Source organism: Acinetobacter sp. RUH 2624 (genome assembly GCF_000162375.2).
Taxonomy (GTDB): domain Bacteria; phylum Pseudomonadota; class Gammaproteobacteria; order Pseudomonadales; family Moraxellaceae; genus Acinetobacter; species Acinetobacter nosocomialis.
This window is the reverse complement of sequence record NZ_KI391939.1, coordinates 1,389,428-1,406,513: the sequence shown is the minus strand read 5'-3', so window position 1 is coordinate 1,406,513 and position 17,086 is coordinate 1,389,428. Positions and strand designations below refer to the sequence as shown.

Below are 17,086 nucleotides of genomic sequence, written 5' to 3'. Positions count from 1 at the left end.
AAAAATGATGGACGCAGCTCAGCAAAGTAAAACAGATGTGACCGCATGTATTTTATGTTCAAGAAACTGCGGTTTGAGCGTAGAAATTAAAGATAACCAATTTGTCAAAATTAAAGGTAATCCTGAGCATCCATTTTCTCAAGGTTACATTTGCCAAAAAGCCGCAAGATTACAGCATTACCAGAAACATGCAGACCGTTTAACCGCACCTTTAAAACGCCAACCAGATGGCTCATTTCAAGAAATTAGTTGGGATGTGGCGATACAAGAAATTGCTGATCAATTGGTTCAGATTAGAGATAAATTTGGCGGTACTGCTTTTGCTTCGGTTGGGGGCGGTGGACAGGGTAACCACCTCGGTGCAGCTTATGGTCGACAACTTTTACTGGCTATGAAAAGTTATTATGCATATAACTCACTTGCCCAAGAAAAAACAGGTGATTTCTGGCTCAATGGCCGCCTGTTCGGTAGTCAGGCTTGCCATACGACAGAAGATGTTGAGCATGCAGATTACGTACTTTTTATTGGGACGAACCCGTTTCAGGCACATGGTATTCCTAACGCACGAGACACGCTAAAACATATTAAAAAAGATCCGAACCGAACCATGGTGGTGTTCGACCCGCGTGTTACCGAAACGGCAAAACAAGCAGACATTCACGTACAGCTAAAACCGGGAACAGATGCTTTTTTAATGTCGGCCATGATTGCGATCATTATTAAAGAAAAGCTTTATGATGCAGCGTTTATTGAGCAGCACACACATGGGTTTGAAGAAGTAAAAGCTGCATTTAACCATGTCCCGATTGAAGACTATATTGCTAAAGCTGATGTACCTATCGATTTGATTTATCAAGTGGTTCGAGAGTTTGCCAAAGCAAAAAGAGGCTGTGTACGTATCGATTTAGGTATTCAACATACTTTGAATACAACATTAAATGGTTATTTAGAAAAGCTCTTATACTTGCTGACAGGGAACTTTGGAAAACAGGGTACCAATAATTTGCATACCATGTTTATTCCAATTTTGACCGATACGGATGAAAGAAAACCAAAATATCGACGTAGCGTTTACCATAAAATGTTCCCGATTTCCGGGTTTTTCCCGCCTAATATTTTACCCGATGAAATCTTAAAAGCAGGGGAAAAGCGAATTCGTGCTGTGTTTGTAGATAGTTGTAATCCACTATTAACTTACCCTGATACACCAGCTTTTGAGGAAGCCTTTAAAGCATTAGATTTGTTGGTGGTAGTTGATGTTGCGATGACAGAAACCGCGAGATTTGCACACTATATTTTGCCTGCTCATACTCAGTTTGAAAAATGGGAATTTACCGGTTTTAACTTGGAATTTCCTAAGAATGGTTTTCACCTGCGTCATCCCGTATTGGTTGCTCAAGCAAATACTTTACCGGAAGCCGAAATTTATACTCGATTACTGGAAGCGATGAATGCTATTCCGAAGAGTTTCCCAGTTTTAGAAAAAATAGCTGCGGTCGACTCGAAAAAAACTGCCTACTTACCATACTTGTCGGCGTTAGGACTTACCTTGGCACGACATAAAAAATATATCCCTTTTGCTGCTTCTATTATTTATCGAACTCTTGGCAAACGACTTGGCAATTCTGCAGATTCAGTTGCTTTTTTACTGCCGCTATCTATTCAATATGCTGTTTTACATACCAAAGCGGTACGCCGTGCAGGTTATAAAGGTAATCCGTTAACACAAGGTGTCAAACTATTTGAGCAGATATTAAAGCAACGTTCAGGTATGGTTTTATCGCAACATGAATATGACGAAGTCTGGAAACTGGTGGCTTATAAAGATAAGAAAATACGTCTTGCAATTCCCGAGATGTTAAGTGAACTCGCAAGCTTGAAAAGCCATAACGTTAATGTTGAAGAGTTTCCTTTCATCCTTTTGTCAGGTGAACGCCGTAGTTACAACGCCAACCAAATTTACCGTGACCCTGCTTGGCGAAAAGTAGATGCAGAAGGTGCACTACGTATTCATCCCGAAGATGCAAGGCACTTAAATGTAGATACAGGAGGGCAGCTTAAATGTATCTCACAACATGGAGAAATTCAGGTAACTATTGAGTTGGATGATGGGATGAGAAGAGGTGTTGTGTCACTGCCACATGGCTACGGTATGCGCTTTCAAAATGGAGAACCGATTGGGCCACAATTAAACTTACTTATTTCTGCTGAACATTGTGATCCATTGTCGAAAACGCCGTACCATAAATATGTACCCATCCGTTTAGAAAAGTGTTAGAAATAGAATCAAGTAAAACATAGATTTTACCGCGCTAACTTGAGATTTATTTTTTAATTGTTCTTAAGGTAGTGCGGTGAAAAGTCTATAAAAAATTTAAATATTATGGAAAATAAGTAGAGCTGGAACAAATTTTGCTATTAAAGAACAAAGCACTATTAAGATGCAATTTTTTGTATTTGATTGTTCATAATCGGTGCTCGCAAGATTTGAAATGTTCTCGATATGAGTGCAAATGATGAAACAATATCACTCTGAAAATGCGCCAAGCCTTCTGCAAGATCAATATGGGCGTATCAAGCGTAAGTTACGAATTTCTGTAACTGATCGCTGTAATTTTAAGTGTGTATATTGCATGCCTGAGCATCCAGAATGGTTAAATAAACAGGACTTGCTTAGTTTTGAAGCGCTCTTTCAATTTTGTCATTTTATGGTGCAGCAAGGTATCGAGAGTATTCGCATTACGGGTGGTGAACCATTAATGCGTCAAGGCATTGTTCATTTTGTTCGTGATTTGCAGGCCTTAAAAGCATTAGGTTTAAAACGTATATCGATGACTACAAATGGTCATTACCTTGCTAAATACGCTAAACAACTAAAAGACGCTGGATTAGATGATTTAAACATTAGTTTAGATAGTCTTGATTCAATTCAATTTAAAGAGCTCACTAAGAAAAAGTTAGAACCGGTTCTTGAGGGTATTCAAGCTGCTAAAGATGAAGGACTGCCTTTTAAAATTAACTGCGTATTAATGAAAGATAAAAATGATAATCAAATCTTACCTATGGTGAAGTGGTCAATTTCTAATCATATTCCTTTACGTTTTATCGAGTTTATGCCGCTTGATGGTGATGCACTTTGGTCAAATAAAGATGTGGTAAGCGAGGCTGAAATTTTAAAGGTATTGCGACCGTATTATTCGGTACAAGTGATCGAGCAGCAACATGAGCCTGCGCGTCAATATCTAATTAATGGTAGCTACCATTTAGGAATTATTTCCACAATTACGCATTCATTTTGCCACCAATGTGACCGTATACGGCTTACCGCAAAAGGCGAATTATATAACTGTTTATTTGCGCCGCAAGGTTTAAATATTAAGCCTCAGCTTCAAGCACTGGTAAGCAAACAACATAGCCCAGAATACGGTATATATATCCAAAATTTAAAGAATTTGGTTCATCCTTATATCTGGCATAAAGCAAAAGGTTTCCATGCCTTACAACATCAACAAACCCGTAAAATCAGCATGCATATGCTTGGGGGATAAATGCAACAATCTATCCAAATTAAAGTCGAAGCATTTGGTGCAATTGAAAAATTGCTTCCTGAAAATCTTTTGTTAGTTTGTCCTAACCATAGTTTGGTTAAAGATGTATTAGATGAAATTGTTTTATTGCATCCGGAATCTACAAAAGCCATGGAAAAATGTGCATGTGCAATTGGTGATAATGTCATAACTAGACAAACTGTCTTAAGTGAGCCATGCACTTTGGTTTTATTATCACCCGTTGCTGGAGGATGAATCATGAAAGAGTTTGCAAGAATACAAGAGCAGGCTTTAAGCCTAGATACTTTTGATCCGATTCAATCTTTTCCTGAATGTGGCGGTATCGATATTTTTATGGGTACGGTTCGTAATCACCACGAAGGTAAAGCGGTAAAGGCGCTGAAATATACATCTTATAAACCGCTTGCAGAAAAAATGATACGTGAAATTGAACTAGAAATTGAGAAAAAGTATCAGGTATCTTATGTGCGAGTGGTTCATCGAATTGGATATCTAGATGTTGGTGAAACAGCCATTATTGCGATTGTGTATGCAGCCCATCGCCGTGAAGCTTTTCAAGCATGTGAGGAAGCAGTCGAACGGGTAAAACATGAAGTGCCTGTCTTTAAAGAAGAGTTCTTTACAGATGGCACAAGTCATTATGTAGAGGGCTGTTGTATTCGTAAGGATGCGCCGCACGACCACAAACATCACCATCATCATGCCGGCCATGAGCACTCACACTGAAATATGTAACACTAGGATAAATAATGAAAAACGTAGGAATGAAGCCGGAAAGTTATCGTGTTGCCGAAGCACAAGCGATTTTATATGCACCACCCGCCTGTATTGAACTATTAAGACAAGGAAACACGGAAAAAGGTGATGCATTAAAAACAGCACGTGTTGCAGGAATTTTGGCAGCAAAACGAACTGATGAGCTGATTCCACTATGTCATCCGTTACCGATTTATCGGGCAGATGTTGAATATGAATTGGAAAATGACTTTGTAAAAATTATTGCTGTTGTTGAAACTATTGGTCCAACTGGCGTAGAAATGGAAGCTTTAACGGCGGCAAGCCTTGCAGGCTTAACTATCTATGACATGTTAAAGCCTCATTGTGAACCAGAAGAACTCTGGATGGATCAATGTAAACTACTGAAGAAAAAAGGCGGAAAATCCCATTTTAAACGGGTATTGCGTCAGCCTGTTTCGGCTGCGGTTATTGTCTTGTCAGACACCGTAGCAGCGGGTAGAAAGCCGGATACTGCTGGAAAATCTGTGGTTGAAACTTTAACTGAAGCTGGCTTTGATCCGATCCATTACCAAATTTTGCCCGATGAAGCAGATGATCTCAAAGAATTGGTTTTAGAACTCACCAAATCGTATGCTTGTATTATGACTGTGGGTGGGACAGGAATTGGTAAGCGTGACATTACAGTTGATACGCTAGAGCCTCTTTTAGAACGTAAATTAGATGGCTTAATGGAAGCTGCTCGCTCATTTGGACAAAAACGCACGCCATATGCTGCTATGTCACGCGGAGTAGCAGGGTTTATTGACCGTTCGTTAGTAGTGACATTACCGGGAAGCCGTGGTGGCGCAAGCGAATCAATGGCCGCTATTTTACCCGCATTAGTCCATATTTTTGATGTTTGCCGTGATTTACCACATCCAGGAGGCTATGAATAATGTCAGGTTGTGGTGCTGAGCGTGGATTAATCAGTATAGATGAAGCGCTAGATTTAGTTATTAATAAGCCTAAAAACTTAAGCTCTATTCAAAAGACTCTAACAAATAGCCTAAGTAGTTATCTTGCCAAAGATATTTACTCTGAAATTAATTTACCAAGTTTCTCTCAAAGTGCAGTTGACGGTTATGCACTTTGTAGCCATGCAGAAGATTTAAATAATCAAAAGTTCCAAGTCACAGGTGAGATTCGTGCCGGAAGCGAGAGTCATGATATACTCGGTGAAGGTCAGGCAATTCGTATATTTACGGGCGGCAAAATTCCTGAAGGGACAACGCATGTAGCTCGACAAGAAATCGTATCGGTTATTTCGGCCCAAGAAATTTGTTTAACGGAACATATACGTCCTCAAGCCGATATCCGCTTTACCGGAGAGGAAATCCAGCAAGGGCAGTTGCTTGCTCAAGTAGGACAACTTTTGAATATTGGAAGTTTGGCTGCTTTAAGTATGGCGGGTGTGCAAACCGTTGAAGTCTATCGTGCACCGAAAGTCGCTGTTTTGATCACGGGTGATGAAGTTGCCGAAACAGCAGAAGATCTAGCTGAAGGTAAAGTCTTTGATGCAAATGGCCCATTACTAAAAGCTTGGTTTGAAGATTATGGTTTAGATATCGAACTCATTCACGTAGCAGATGAAGCAGAGCAGGTCACCCATTACTTTAATCAACTAAAAGACAGCCATGATGTTGTTATAACGACTGGCGGAGTGTCGGTAGGAGACTACGACTTTGTACGGCCCTGTGCTTTCGAAGTTGGGTTTGAACAAATCTTTTGGAAAGTTAAACAAAAACCGGGTAAACCTTTATTCTTTGCCGAATACCATAATTCACAAACCCAACATTCTTGCTATTTGTTAGGCTTACCGGGCAATCCAGCTGCGGTATATGTCGCAATGCAAATTTACGGAAAATCTTTGCTTGATGCATTGCAGGGCAATAGACGCGGACCAGAATGGTTTACCGCAATTTTAGAGCATGATTTAAAAGAAGATGCACGTGAGCGTTTTTTACGAATGTATGCTTATTTTGATGCAGGACAACTTAGGGTAAAAGGTTTGGCCAAGCAGCAGTCCCATATGCTGAGTAATCTTATGCAAGCCAATTGTCTAGTCCGTATTCCTGCGAGTACAAAACTAGCATCAGGAACTGTGCTAAAGGGAATCTTTATTTCAAATTAACTTATAAATAAGCTGAATATAATTAATCCATACGGATGGATTAATTATATTTTATATCTATTTTTAGTGACTGTTATTTTAAAAAAATAAGCTTTATAAATATACTGAAAACTTATTTCTAAGCTCTATATTGCATATAACATATTAAGTGGTTTAGGGTATAAATAATATGGCAAATAGGCCAGTTTTATATTGAGGAAAGCATAAAGATGAAATGGGATGACATCGGTGATCAGCCTTGTTCAGTTGCCCGCATGCTATCAGTGATTGGTGATCGATGGACGATGTTAATATTACGTAATGCTTTTATGGGAATTCGCCGTTTTGATGATTTTCAAAAATCATTAGGTGTCACTCGTCATGTCCTTTCTGATCGCTTAAAAAGGTTGGTTGAATACGAAATTTTAGTAAAAGCACCTTATTTTGACCGTCAGGAGCGTTTTGAATATCGTCTCACGGATAAAGGCTTTGAGCTTTATCCAATTATCTTATCTATGGCGAACTGGGCAGATAAATGGATGGATCAAGGTTTAGGTAAACCTTTGGAATATCGTCACAAAACATGTGGACATAAGTTTGAACCTGTTATGGTGTGTTCAGTATGCCGTGAGCCATTACATGCAAAGCAAGTTCAGGTTTCGGCTGGGCCGGGCTATTTTGCTTATATGCAACAAAAGCAAAAACAGGCTTAAACTCGGTTCTCTAACCTAACGACTCTTGTAGAAGTGCTTCTGCAAGAGTCTTATAAATATAATCATGATTTGATTGAGTAATATTAAAACGGATAAATTGACCTGCTGATTGTGCTTGGCTAAAGGCATTACCCGGGGCGAGAATCACTTGCCGATTCAGACAAAACTGGGCAATCTTCGCTGCATCTACACCTTCTGGTAGACGACACCACACAAAAATTCCAGCCTTGGGTTCAATCCACGGTTCTATCCCAATCGATTTGAGCTTCGTGATTGTTTCTTGCATGGCTTGAGCTAAACGAACTTTTAATAAATCTAAATGCTTACGGTATGAACCATCGGTTAAAGCTGTGTGTAAAATCTTGGCTGAGAGTCCATTGTGAGAAAAACTGGTAGCAATTTTTAAATCGGTAATCTGATCAATCCATTCTGGTTTTGCAATAATGTAGCCGCAGCGAATAGAGGCAGAAAGCGTTTTAGAGAAACTTCCAATAAAAATCACGCGTGAAAGGTTGTCTAGGGCTGCAAGTCGTGGAGCTGGAGTATATTCAAAATCCGAGAATATATCGTCTTCAATCACAATTAAATTAGATTGATCAATCAACTTCAGTAATTGATGAGCTGTCGAGAGTGAAAGCGTTGCGCCAGTGGGGTTATGTATTCCTGAATTTGTAATATAAAGCCGAGGATTATAGATCTCAATCGCTTCTTTAAATGCCTCTAAGTCTGGGCCATTTGGAGTGTATGGAATACCAATAACTTTAACTTGATGAACTTTAAGTAGAGCATGAAAATTAAAGTAACATGGGTCATCAATTAGAACTACATCATCTGGTTTAAGTAAAAAACGACAAACCAGATCAATAGCTTGAGTGCCTGAATCGGTTAGAACAACTTGATTGAGATTTGCCTCTATACCTTTATTTTGTGCTCGCCTAGCCAGTAAATCTCTTAATACGGGCAGCCCTAACGGTGAAGAATAACCCATTAAACTATCATCTTCACTTCGTGTAACAGATCTTAATGCCTTACGAATACTTTCAAGTGGCATCCAGTCATTAGGTAACCAACCACAACCGGGCTTAAACGCATCAGGTTCTGCCTCTAAAGACTGACGTGAAATCCATAACGGATCTATTGAGCGATCTAGTTTGGGTCCTAATTCACTTAAGTCTAAAGGAGCAAGTGGTGCCACTACATAAAAGCCCGATCCACTACGTGATTCAATTTTACCTAGGGCAATTAATCGTTCATAAGCTTCGACAATCGTAGAAACTGAAAAACCTAAATCTTTGGCCAGCTTGCGCACAGAGGGGAGTCGAGTTCCCGGAGTCAAAGAGCGATTCTTAATTTGTTGTTCAATCTGTGAAATAACAAGTTCGATTTTTGTTTTTGTCTGGTTCACGTTAATCATCTCTACTGTACTGCTTATTTATACATAACAGTTTTTTAAAATTGTACTGCTTTGTATCTGGTTTTGACACCATATCACAGCTTAAATTCTTCGTATAGTTGCGGAGAATAATATGCAAAAGTTTATGAACGGTTGGGTAAATGGTTTTATTGGCGTTGCAATTTTTGCAGGCTCGTTACCCGCTACCCGTGTTGCGGTAACAGGTTTTGAGCCTGGTTTTCTAACAGCAGCAAGAGCTGTCATTGCAGGAGTCTTGGGCTTAATTCTTATCTTTTTACTTAAGGAAAAAAAGCCTGCTAAACAAGACTGGTGGCCGCTGGCTATTGTGGCTTTAGGCGTTGTAGTTGGGTTTCCATTATTTACGGCGCTTGCCTTGCAGTATATGAACGCAGCCCACTCGATTGTCTTTGTTAGCGTTCTACCGCTCACTACTGCCATATTTGCAGTAGTGAGAGGTGGAGAAAAACCAAATTTATTTTTTTGGATATTTGCAATTTTAGGCAGTTTAGTTGTTTTTACCTATATGTTCTTTTTGTCCGGTGAAGCATCTTTTGGCATTGGCGATTTATACATGCTTATTGCAATTATTTTGTGTGGATTTGGCTATGCAGAAGGTGGAGTGCTTTCGAAAAAAATAGGTGGATGGCAAGTGATTTGTTGGGCGCTTATTTTAGCTTTACCGATTATGCTGCTCGCTACTCTTTTTTATATGCCCGTTTCCTTTCAAGATGTATCTACATCGGCGGTAGCAGGACTGGTTTACGTATCTTTATTTAGTATGCTCATCGGGTTCTTTTTCTGGTACAAAGGTCTTGCTCAAGGCGGTATAGCTGCAATTAGCCAGCTACAACTTTTACAACCATTAATGGGACTCGCGATTGCTGCACTTTTATTACATGAACATGTAAGTTGGTCGATGTTAATGGTAACGGCAGTAACAATTTTATGTGTCGCTGCCGCTAAAAAATTCGCATAAAAATTTATAAACAATTTGCCGGTTTAGGAATACCTGCTAAGCGACTGAGATGGCGAGCAACTAAACCGGTATTAAATTTTTGCTGTAAAACAGCATTATTAATATCTGGACTTACGGTTTTCATTAAAAACTTAATCAAAGGACGTGTTGCAGGAGAATGCCCAAATTGCTGATAAAATTGGCGAACCGCAGCTAAAACTTCAAAATGCCAATCTGTTAATTCAAGATCGAGAGATTTGGCGAGTTCCTGTGCTACTTCGGGATTCCAAATCGTATAGTCGACTAAATGACCATCTTGATCTAATTCTAAATTCATAAAAATGAGCCTAACTATATTATTTCAAAGAAATACATCGATTAAATTGTAAAACCAGATCCGCAAACTGGTCATAGTTCAATACCTTAACGTGAGCCAAGGTTTCTGCATCAATTAAATCTTTTTCATGAGACAAGCAAGAAACTGAGCCAAACTGCTGACAAATACTTACTGTAAGTTGAGCAGTTGAGTCACCCATAAAAATAAGTTGATCATCTTTATGGAACAGTTTTGCAAGTTCTTCAATAATGCGAGGAGTATGGTGATAAGAAGCTTGCACAAGATAAAGAGTTGATTGCGTCATTAAAATTACACCTTTATCTACCAATATAAGACATGATCGAAAGATTGGATGAGTTTCGTATCTAGCTGAACAAATTCTAGTTCCTGCTCACTGTTTTGAACAAAAGGATGCTGTTTATTTTTGTCTTCAATAAGAATTGGGCTTAAGTCATAAAACTCAAAGCTATCTACCATATTTGAAGCAATTTTAAATGCATGCTGCAATTGGTCAAAGTTACGTTCATTTTGTAAAAGACTAAGAGCCGCATCTTTTAATAATACTTTGACTGGTGAGCCAAAGGTTGCTAAAACCATAGTAGCGGCGAGGCTTTCATTGACTTGTAGGCTGGTTAAATTGGCTTGGGTCAAAATAACGAGTACAGTTTTCACACAATATACCTTTTAAAAGCAACAATCTAAGTTAATAAAGTAACTTAGAATTGAAGAAGACGAGAGGCTGACTGTACTGCATCAGCAAGTTCACCTAGTCCAACCAACTCAAAGTTGTTCGCTAGGTTGTGATGACTAAGTTGATGACGACTCGCATTTTCTGCATCGGTAATCCCACGTGCAAGAGCTGCGCTGACACAGACAGGAAGTCGGATCGCGAGCTTTTGCCATTCATGCGTTAAATTACGCTGGTCGTCAGGAACCCATTGAAAATCATTCGCAACTTGAACGCCATCTTGGTAAAAGAATACACGAAAGTCTTCATTTTTACTTTTGAGTGCCTGAGCAAGGCCTAGCGCATGCCAAGCATGGATCGAAGTAGGAGCAGAGGTTATTAGTAGTAATGTACTCATTGAGAATTCACTATGGTCATACGTCTAAATGGGCGTAGATACATTAAGAGAAAGGTAAGTATACAATGATTTTAGTGACAGGTGGTTTAGGCTTTATCGGTTCACACATTGCATTGAGTCTATTGGCTCAAGGCCAAGAAGTGGTTATTGTCGATAATTTGGCTAACTCGACCTTGCAAACGCTTGAGCGGTTAGAATACATCTCTGGTATGTACGTTCCGTTTGTTAAACTTGATGTACGTAATACACCTGCATTGAACAAAGTATTTGAACAGTACTCAATCGATGCAGTTATTCACACAGCTGGTTTTAAATCTATTGAAGAGTCTAATTTAAAACCGCTCGAATATTACAATGACAATGTCAGTTGCATTATGAGCCTGTTACGTGCAATGCAGCGTACTGGTGTTCGTCATTTTATCCATTTATCTAGCTTGGCAGTCTATGGAAAATCTGGTTTGCAGTTAAGCGAAACAGAAGACTTCAACTATGCTTATCCTAATCCATATATTAAATCTCAACAGATGATTGAAGAAATCATTAGAGATACTCATAAAATTGATCATGAATGGAAAATTGCAATCCTACGCCTATCAAATATTGTAGGTGCTTTTGAGCATGGTGTATTAGGTGAATATGTTGCACAGCTCCCTAAAAATATTGTACCGCTTGCATTACAAGTTGCAGCGATGCAGCGTGATTTAATTGAATTACAAGATCAGGTTTCGACCGAAGACCATACAGTAGAACGTAGCTTTTTACATGTATTAGATGTATGTGAAGCAGTAAGCTTAACTTTACATTGGTTACGCGATCAAACCCATTGCTGTGAAGCTTTTAATATTGCTCATGAGCAAGTGCAATCGATTCGTCAATTATTAGATGAAATTTCACAGGTTACCCAAGCCGAAATTCCGACGCAATCGGCAATTTATAAGCATGAAGAGTTGGCTCAATTGGGTGCAAATATAGGAAAAGCAAAAACTTTATTACAATGGAATCCGAAACGAACTTTAAAGCAAATGATTGAAGATGAGTGGAGATTCTATCAAAATACATTAAATGGAAGATAAGATAATGATTCTTATTTACAATAATGAAATGCTTGAGTACGATATTAAAATTAACTAGCCAAAGCAAAAATTGCTTCAGCCCGTGAGTTCTTTAGCCACATAACCGAGGTTTCTATGCAAACACGAATTGAACATGACACTATGGGTGAGATTGAAGTTCCAAATGAAGCGCTATGGGGAGCACAAACCCAACGTAGCTTACAGAACTTCAAAATCGGGCAGGAGCGTTTACCCCGTGCCATGATTCGAGCGATGGGCTTGGTAAAAAAAGCTGCGGCAATAACCAATGCAGAGTTGGGCCAGTTACCACAAGATTTGAGTCAGTACATTGTAGGTGCTGCCGAAGAAGTGATTGCAGGGAAATGGGACTCACAGTTTCCACTCGTAGTTTGGCAAACAGGTTCTGGTACGCAAAGTAACATGAACTGTAATGAGGTGATTGCAAATATTGCAAATCAAAAGCTAGGCCAAGCGCTCGGAGCACAAAAGCCAGTACATCCAAATGATCATGTAAACCGTGCACAATCTACTAATGACTCATTTCCAACGGCTATTCATGTTGCGGCAAGTTTGCAAATTAATGAATTACTGATTCCAGCTGTAGAGCAGCTTAAAGCGACTTTGCAGAAGAAGTCAGATGAATTTCAAGAGATTGTCAAAATTGGCCGTACCCACTTACAAGATGCGACGCCACTAACACTTGGCCAAGAATTTAGCGGTTATGTTTCTCAGCTTGAGCACGGTTTAGTACGCTTACAACAAGCTTTAAGTGGTTTGTATGAGTTGCCATTGGGTGGTACAGCGGTAGGAACTGGTTTAAATGCTCATCCTGACTATGCTGTTAAAGCCGCAGCTCAGCTTGCAGCTTTAACGGGTTTGCCATTTGTTACTGCTCCTAATAAATTTGAAGCACTTGCAGGACGTGATGCAGCTGTTTTTGCATCAGGTGCATTAAAAACTTTAGCAGTAAGCTTAAATAAAATTGCTAACGATATTCGTTGGTTAGCAAGCGGACCACGTTGTGGTTTTGGTGAAATTCGCATTCCTGAAAATGAGCCAGGCTCAAGCATTATGCCGGGTAAAGTGAACCCGACCCAAAGTGAAGCAATGACTATGGTGGTTGCACAAGTGCTTGGTAATGATACGACTATTAATGTCGCTGGTGCTTCGGGTAACTTCGAACTTAATGTATTTATGCCAGTAATCGCTTATAACTTACTGCAATCTATTCAGCTTCTTGGTGATGCGTGTAATAGCTTTAATGACCACTGTGCAGTAGGAATTGAGTCTAATCGTGACAAAATTGATCACTTCTTGCATAACTCTCTCATGCTGGTTACTGCATTGAATCCGGTTATTGGTTATGAAAACTCTGCAAAAGTGGCGAAAACTGCTTATAAAGAGAATAAAACTTTAAAACAAGTAGCTGTTGAGCTTGGTTTAGTTACAGCAGAACAATTTGATGAGGTCGTTAAACCTGAAAAAATGGTTTCACCAAATAGTAAATAAGCAGTCTATATAGCCATCAGTAGTGCCATTTTGTACTGAGTGTACAGATAAACTACTGATGGCTATTATGTTTACACCTTAAATCTAGAACTTTAACTTATAGATTGAGAATAAAAGCTACATCAGTAGATCTTCTATATATTCCCAACCATTTACTTTCATTTCTTCAAATTTTCTTTTTAGTTCTTCTTTCGTGTATTCATGAGCATCTTTTGCTAAAAGAATATGATAAGAATTAGAGGCTGGGTCTATAGTGACCTCACTAATTTCTACAGGTTCAATCACACCATTTTCGGTTAAACCAAGATCAGTAAAGCACATTCCTTTTACTGGTATAACGCTACATTCATATTCTTTCGAAATAAAGTAATGGTTTGAATAAGTTGAATAGGTACGTGAAGCGCGGATCTTCATTGATCTCTCCTTTATTTGTAGAGAAGATTTGTATAGTCTGGCGTCTTTTAGCAGTTAAAACTGTTTAATTTTTATTGCTTATTTACTATGGATCTTTGTTATTTAAAGTTTTTTTAACAATCTATATCAAAACTATTATAGAAGCCTTCCATCAGAAAGAAGGCTTCAGAAAATATAAAAGCTTATTTTAAAATTTTATAAACTTTCTCTTTGTATTCATCATTGGAAATGACTCCTTTATCGTATTGCTGTTTTAATGATCTATATTGTTGAATACGAATATCCCTTTTAAGGCTTATATCATCATGATTTCTAATATAGTAGAGACTTCGCTCATGATCGCTCATGTTCACTGTCGGGTCAGGAAAATGCGAGTAGGTATTTTGTGATTTCTCATCTTGATATTGTTTGGCAATTTCAAAAAAATCTACTCTTTGCTTATTAGAATCGGAGTGAAAAGAATTGTGTTGTGATTCACTAAACTTATGACTTGAAGTGTTACTTACCTCAAGCATACTTCTATGGCGGTTCGATTCTTGGTCATAAAATTCTTGTTTAATTGGGGAAGTAATCGTTTCAGAAAATACCAAAGAAGAAAAAGTACTAATACTTAAAAATAATAAAATTAATTTTGATCTATTCATTTCTTTGGAAGCCCAGATGAAATTGAGTAAATCAATGTATTATAACATTAAATTTAAAAGTAGACTAAAAAATAATATATTTAAAATATATGCATTTTTAAATTTTTGAAGTTGTATGAGATTTATTTGCAAGTTTCTAGGTTGTAATTATTTCTTGATTAAGCTTTATCAAACCAACTTAGAGTTGAATAAGCTGCCATAATTGTTAAAATGCCCACCTTATCCTGTTTTTCTATTGTTTTTAATTTTTATTTATTTTGCGATATGGAAATTAAACACATAATAAACAGTTGTTTAGCTAAGGATTTTTGAATGCTCTCGATTTATTTAACAGATACCGAACAACATGTGCAGTTTAATGATTACCCGAGTGATCAGCCTGTTAAATTTCTGTTAAATCTTAAAAAGATTTTTCCAAGTACTGGTGATTTGCTGTTACCTGTTTTGCCTGAAGATAATAATCTGGAAAATGTCACTTGGGAATCAACGACGAAAGATTTTGAAATTTTCAAAAAATTGTTGGCCGGTTGGGGTGTTATTGAGCTTCGTTTAAATGCAATCACCACATATAAAGATAAAAATTTTGCAAATGAGTTAATTAAACAAGCTCAAGTGAAGCGAAAAAAAGTAGCGCAAAAAAATCATCAACTCTCTTTAGTTGCCTTAGATTACATTTTTATGCACGAAATTCATGCACTCATTGATGCTGAGTTGGTCACAATTGGTGAGAAGTTTTATTTACCAACCTTGAGAGAGCAGTGGAAAGGTCATGTTTCAGACCAAGTGCTTGAAGGAAAGCTTTAATAAATGGCAAAAGGTGAATTTAAATAATTCACCTTTTTTTGTAATTAAATCAAATAATTTCATATTTAATTGAATTGCTGTACAAAAGTTTACAAGAAAAGAATGCGTTTTTTTAAAAGTGGCAGATACATTGCTTATATAAATACAAAATTATTGCGGGAGAGAGGTTCTTAAGAACCCGCCGAAGGAGCAACAGGCCCGGAAACTCTCAGGCAAAAGGACTGTAATAATTAAAAAATCTGGAGAGCAGCTTAAGATTTATAAGCATGAAGAATAAAAACTTATAAGTCATAAACTCACCGAAGGGGAAGATCGAAATGCTAAAAGGTAGTATTTAGGTCGAAACTCTCAGGTACAAATGACAGATGGGCTGTACTGATGAAATGTTTTTGCATTTCAGAGGAGTCTGTTATGCCACATGTTATTGTGATTGGTGCAGGAATCACAGGGGTTACTTCAGCCTATGAATTATCTCAATTAGGTTACCAAGTCACAGTGATTGATCGTCATCTTTATCCAGCTATGGAAACATCATTTGCAAATGGAGGGCAATTATCTGCTTGTAATGCAGAAGTCTGGAACCAGAAAGCGACCGTTATAAAAGGTTTTAAATGGATGAGGAAAAAAGATGCTCCTCTATTACTTAATCCTTCTTTTAGTTTGCACAAATATAGCTGGTTAGTTGAGTTTTTATCTCATATTAAAAATTATGAGGCTAATACGATAGAAACTGTTCGTTTAGCATTGCTTGCTCGTAAGCGCTTATTTGAAGTCGCTGAAAAAGAGCAGCTTCAATTTGATTTGGAGAAACGCGGTATTCTTCATATGTATCATACTAAGGATGACTATGATATTGCCAAGCGAGTTAATGATGTCTTGAATAAAGGGACTTTAGAACGTTACTCCGTTTCACCTGAGGAAATGAAGTCAATCGAACCTTCTTTAACGGGTGAGTACTTTGGTGGTTATTACACACCAAGCGATGCAACTGGAGATATTCATAAATATTCAACCACTTTAGCTGAAAAGACTAAACAATATGGGGTGCAGTATAAGTTTGGCTTAGAAGTTACTGATATTAAGTGTCATATAGATAAAGTCGTACTGAATTGTCAGCCAAGTGCTGAGCATCCGCATCTTTCCCCAACAGATAGCTTTCAATTAGAAGGTGATGTTCTGGTGGTTTGTGGTGGTGTTGGAAGTTATCAATTGGCTGACATGATTGGTGAGCGTGTAAATGTTTATCCTGTAAAAGGCTATTCGATTACTGTCCAATTGAAAGATGAGAAAAGCATTAAAAATGCGCCGTGGGTAAGTTTGCTTGATGAGAGTGCCAAAATTGTAACCTCTCGTTTAGGACAAGACCGTTTACGTATAGCAGGTACAGCTGAGTTTAATGGTTACAATCGAGACATTCGTGCAGATCGTATTCAGCCTTTGGTTAATTGGGTGAACCGCAATTTTGACATTTCAACTGAGCATGTTGTGCCTTGGGCGGGTTTAAGGCCAATGATGCCTAATATGTTGCCTGTAGTGAAACAGTCTAAGCAATCACGGGTTTTTTATAATACCGGGCATGGCCATTTAGGTTGGACTTTGTCAGCAGCAACAGCTGTTTTGGTGAGTCAGGATATCCTGCAAAAATATCCAGCTTAAAAAGAAAAGCCAGTGTAGATGCACTG

At 38.2% G+C, this 17,086-nt stretch carries 19 protein-coding genes and 1 riboswitch; of the genes, 12 read left to right on the top strand and 7 right to left on the bottom strand.

Annotated elements, in window-relative coordinates; translation table 11 throughout:
• The first annotated feature begins 4 nt into the window (after positions 1-4).
• From HMPREF0014_RS13300 to HMPREF0014_RS13270, 7 genes are all read left to right on the top strand, one after another.
• Positions 5-2,278, top strand: a complete 2,274-nt coding sequence (locus tag HMPREF0014_RS13300; RefSeq protein WP_004886823.1) for a molybdopterin-dependent oxidoreductase — start codon at positions 5-7, stop codon at positions 2,276-2,278.
• A 229-nt stretch (positions 2,279-2,507) separates the two neighbouring features.
• Positions 2,508-3,548, top strand: a complete 1,041-nt coding sequence (gene moaA, locus HMPREF0014_RS13295) for a GTP 3',8-cyclase MoaA (protein ID WP_006581342.1) — start codon at positions 2,508-2,510, stop codon at positions 3,546-3,548.
• Entirely contained in the window at positions 3,549-3,803 is a 255-nt protein-coding gene (locus HMPREF0014_RS13290; RefSeq protein WP_001187656.1) for a MoaD/ThiS family protein, read from the top strand.
• Positions 3,804-3,806: 3 nt separating this feature from the next.
• Positions 3,807-4,295: a molybdenum cofactor biosynthesis protein MoaE gene (locus HMPREF0014_RS13285; RefSeq protein WP_004886830.1), complete on the top strand. Its 489-nt coding sequence runs from the start codon at positions 3,807-3,809 to the stop codon at positions 4,293-4,295.
• Between the two features lie 23 nt (positions 4,296-4,318).
• Positions 4,319-5,242: a bifunctional molybdenum cofactor biosynthesis protein MoaC/MoaB gene (gene moaCB, locus HMPREF0014_RS13280; protein ID WP_004886834.1), complete on the top strand. Its 924-nt coding sequence runs from the start codon at positions 4,319-4,321 to the stop codon at positions 5,240-5,242.
• Complete coding sequence (locus HMPREF0014_RS13275) at positions 5,242-6,477, top strand: molybdopterin molybdotransferase MoeA (RefSeq protein WP_004886838.1); 1,236 nt, start codon at positions 5,242-5,244, stop codon at positions 6,475-6,477. The genes moaCB and HMPREF0014_RS13275 overlap by 1 nt, the downstream gene beginning before the upstream one ends.
• Positions 6,478-6,686: 209 nt before the next feature.
• Positions 6,687-7,169, top strand: coding sequence for a helix-turn-helix domain-containing protein (locus tag HMPREF0014_RS13270; RefSeq protein ID WP_004886841.1), 483 nt, complete (start codon positions 6,687-6,689; stop codon positions 7,167-7,169).
• A 10-nt stretch (positions 7,170-7,179) separates the two neighbouring features.
• Here the strand turns inward: HMPREF0014_RS13270 and HMPREF0014_RS13265 are convergent, their stop codons facing one another.
• A complete protein-coding gene (locus tag HMPREF0014_RS13265; protein WP_025466830.1) occupies positions 7,180-8,574 on the bottom strand; it encodes a PLP-dependent aminotransferase family protein in 1,395 nt (464 codons plus the stop codon).
• A 121-nt stretch (positions 8,575-8,695) separates the two neighbouring features.
• Between HMPREF0014_RS13265 and HMPREF0014_RS13260 the strand changes: the two genes are divergently transcribed.
• Complete coding sequence (locus HMPREF0014_RS13260; protein ID WP_004886847.1) at positions 8,696-9,559, top strand: DMT family transporter; 864 nt, start codon at positions 8,696-8,698, stop codon at positions 9,557-9,559.
• Positions 9,560-9,563: 4 nt separating this feature from the next.
• Here HMPREF0014_RS13260 and HMPREF0014_RS13255 read toward each other — a convergent pair whose 3' ends face one another.
• From HMPREF0014_RS13255 to tusD, 4 genes are read right to left on the bottom strand one after another with little or no spacing between them, the layout of a single operon-like run.
• The gene (locus HMPREF0014_RS13255) at positions 9,564-9,875 is read right to left on the bottom strand and encodes a TusE/DsrC/DsvC family sulfur relay protein (RefSeq protein ID WP_001047539.1); all 312 of its coding nucleotides are present in this window, start codon (positions 9,873-9,875) and stop codon (positions 9,564-9,566) included.
• A 19-nt stretch (positions 9,876-9,894) separates the two neighbouring features.
• Complete coding sequence (locus tag HMPREF0014_RS13250; RefSeq protein ID WP_004886852.1) at positions 9,895-10,179, bottom strand: hypothetical protein; 285 nt, start codon at positions 10,177-10,179, stop codon at positions 9,895-9,897.
• Positions 10,180-10,196: 17 nt separating this feature from the next.
• The gene (locus HMPREF0014_RS13245) at positions 10,197-10,547 is read right to left on the bottom strand and encodes a hypothetical protein (RefSeq protein WP_004886854.1); all 351 of its coding nucleotides are present in this window, start codon (positions 10,545-10,547) and stop codon (positions 10,197-10,199) included.
• A 44-nt stretch (positions 10,548-10,591) separates the two neighbouring features.
• The gene (gene tusD / locus HMPREF0014_RS13240; RefSeq protein ID WP_000105718.1) at positions 10,592-10,960 is read right to left on the bottom strand and encodes a sulfurtransferase complex subunit TusD; all 369 of its coding nucleotides are present in this window, start codon (positions 10,958-10,960) and stop codon (positions 10,592-10,594) included.
• 65 nt (positions 10,961-11,025) lie between these two features.
• Between tusD and galE the strand changes: the two genes are divergently transcribed.
• The gene (galE, locus tag HMPREF0014_RS13235) at positions 11,026-12,033 is read left to right on the top strand and encodes a UDP-glucose 4-epimerase GalE (RefSeq protein ID WP_004886857.1); all 1,008 of its coding nucleotides are present in this window, start codon (positions 11,026-11,028) and stop codon (positions 12,031-12,033) included.
• Between the two features lie 114 nt (positions 12,034-12,147).
• Positions 12,148-13,542, top strand: a complete 1,395-nt coding sequence (fumC, locus tag HMPREF0014_RS13230) for a class II fumarate hydratase (protein ID WP_006581344.1) — start codon at positions 12,148-12,150, stop codon at positions 13,540-13,542.
• A 117-nt stretch (positions 13,543-13,659) separates the two neighbouring features.
• On the opposite strand, the gene HMPREF0014_RS13225 is transcribed toward fumC, so the two are convergent.
• The gene (locus HMPREF0014_RS13225) at positions 13,660-13,956 is read right to left on the bottom strand and encodes a hypothetical protein (RefSeq protein ID WP_004886862.1); all 297 of its coding nucleotides are present in this window, start codon (positions 13,954-13,956) and stop codon (positions 13,660-13,662) included.
• 182 nt (positions 13,957-14,138) lie between these two features.
• Positions 14,139-14,600 (bottom strand): hypothetical protein, encoded by a 462-nt coding sequence (locus HMPREF0014_RS13220; RefSeq protein WP_004886865.1) that lies wholly within the window; start codon positions 14,598-14,600, stop codon positions 14,139-14,141.
• Positions 14,601-14,912: 312 nt separating this feature from the next.
• Here HMPREF0014_RS13220 and HMPREF0014_RS13215 point away from each other — a divergent pair, with 312 nt between their 5' ends.
• Both HMPREF0014_RS13215 and HMPREF0014_RS13210 read left to right on the top strand, forming a co-directional pair.
• Entirely contained in the window at positions 14,913-15,404 is a 492-nt protein-coding gene (locus tag HMPREF0014_RS13215) for a hypothetical protein (protein ID WP_004708388.1), read from the top strand.
• Positions 15,405-15,550: 146 nt separating this feature from the next.
• Positions 15,551-15,638, top strand: a riboswitch (glycine riboswitch).
• A gap of 177 nt (positions 15,639-15,815) precedes the next feature.
• A complete protein-coding gene (locus tag HMPREF0014_RS13210; protein ID WP_004886869.1) occupies positions 15,816-17,060 on the top strand; it encodes a D-amino acid dehydrogenase in 1,245 nt (414 codons plus the stop codon).
• The last annotated feature ends 26 nt before the right edge of the window (positions 17,061-17,086 follow it).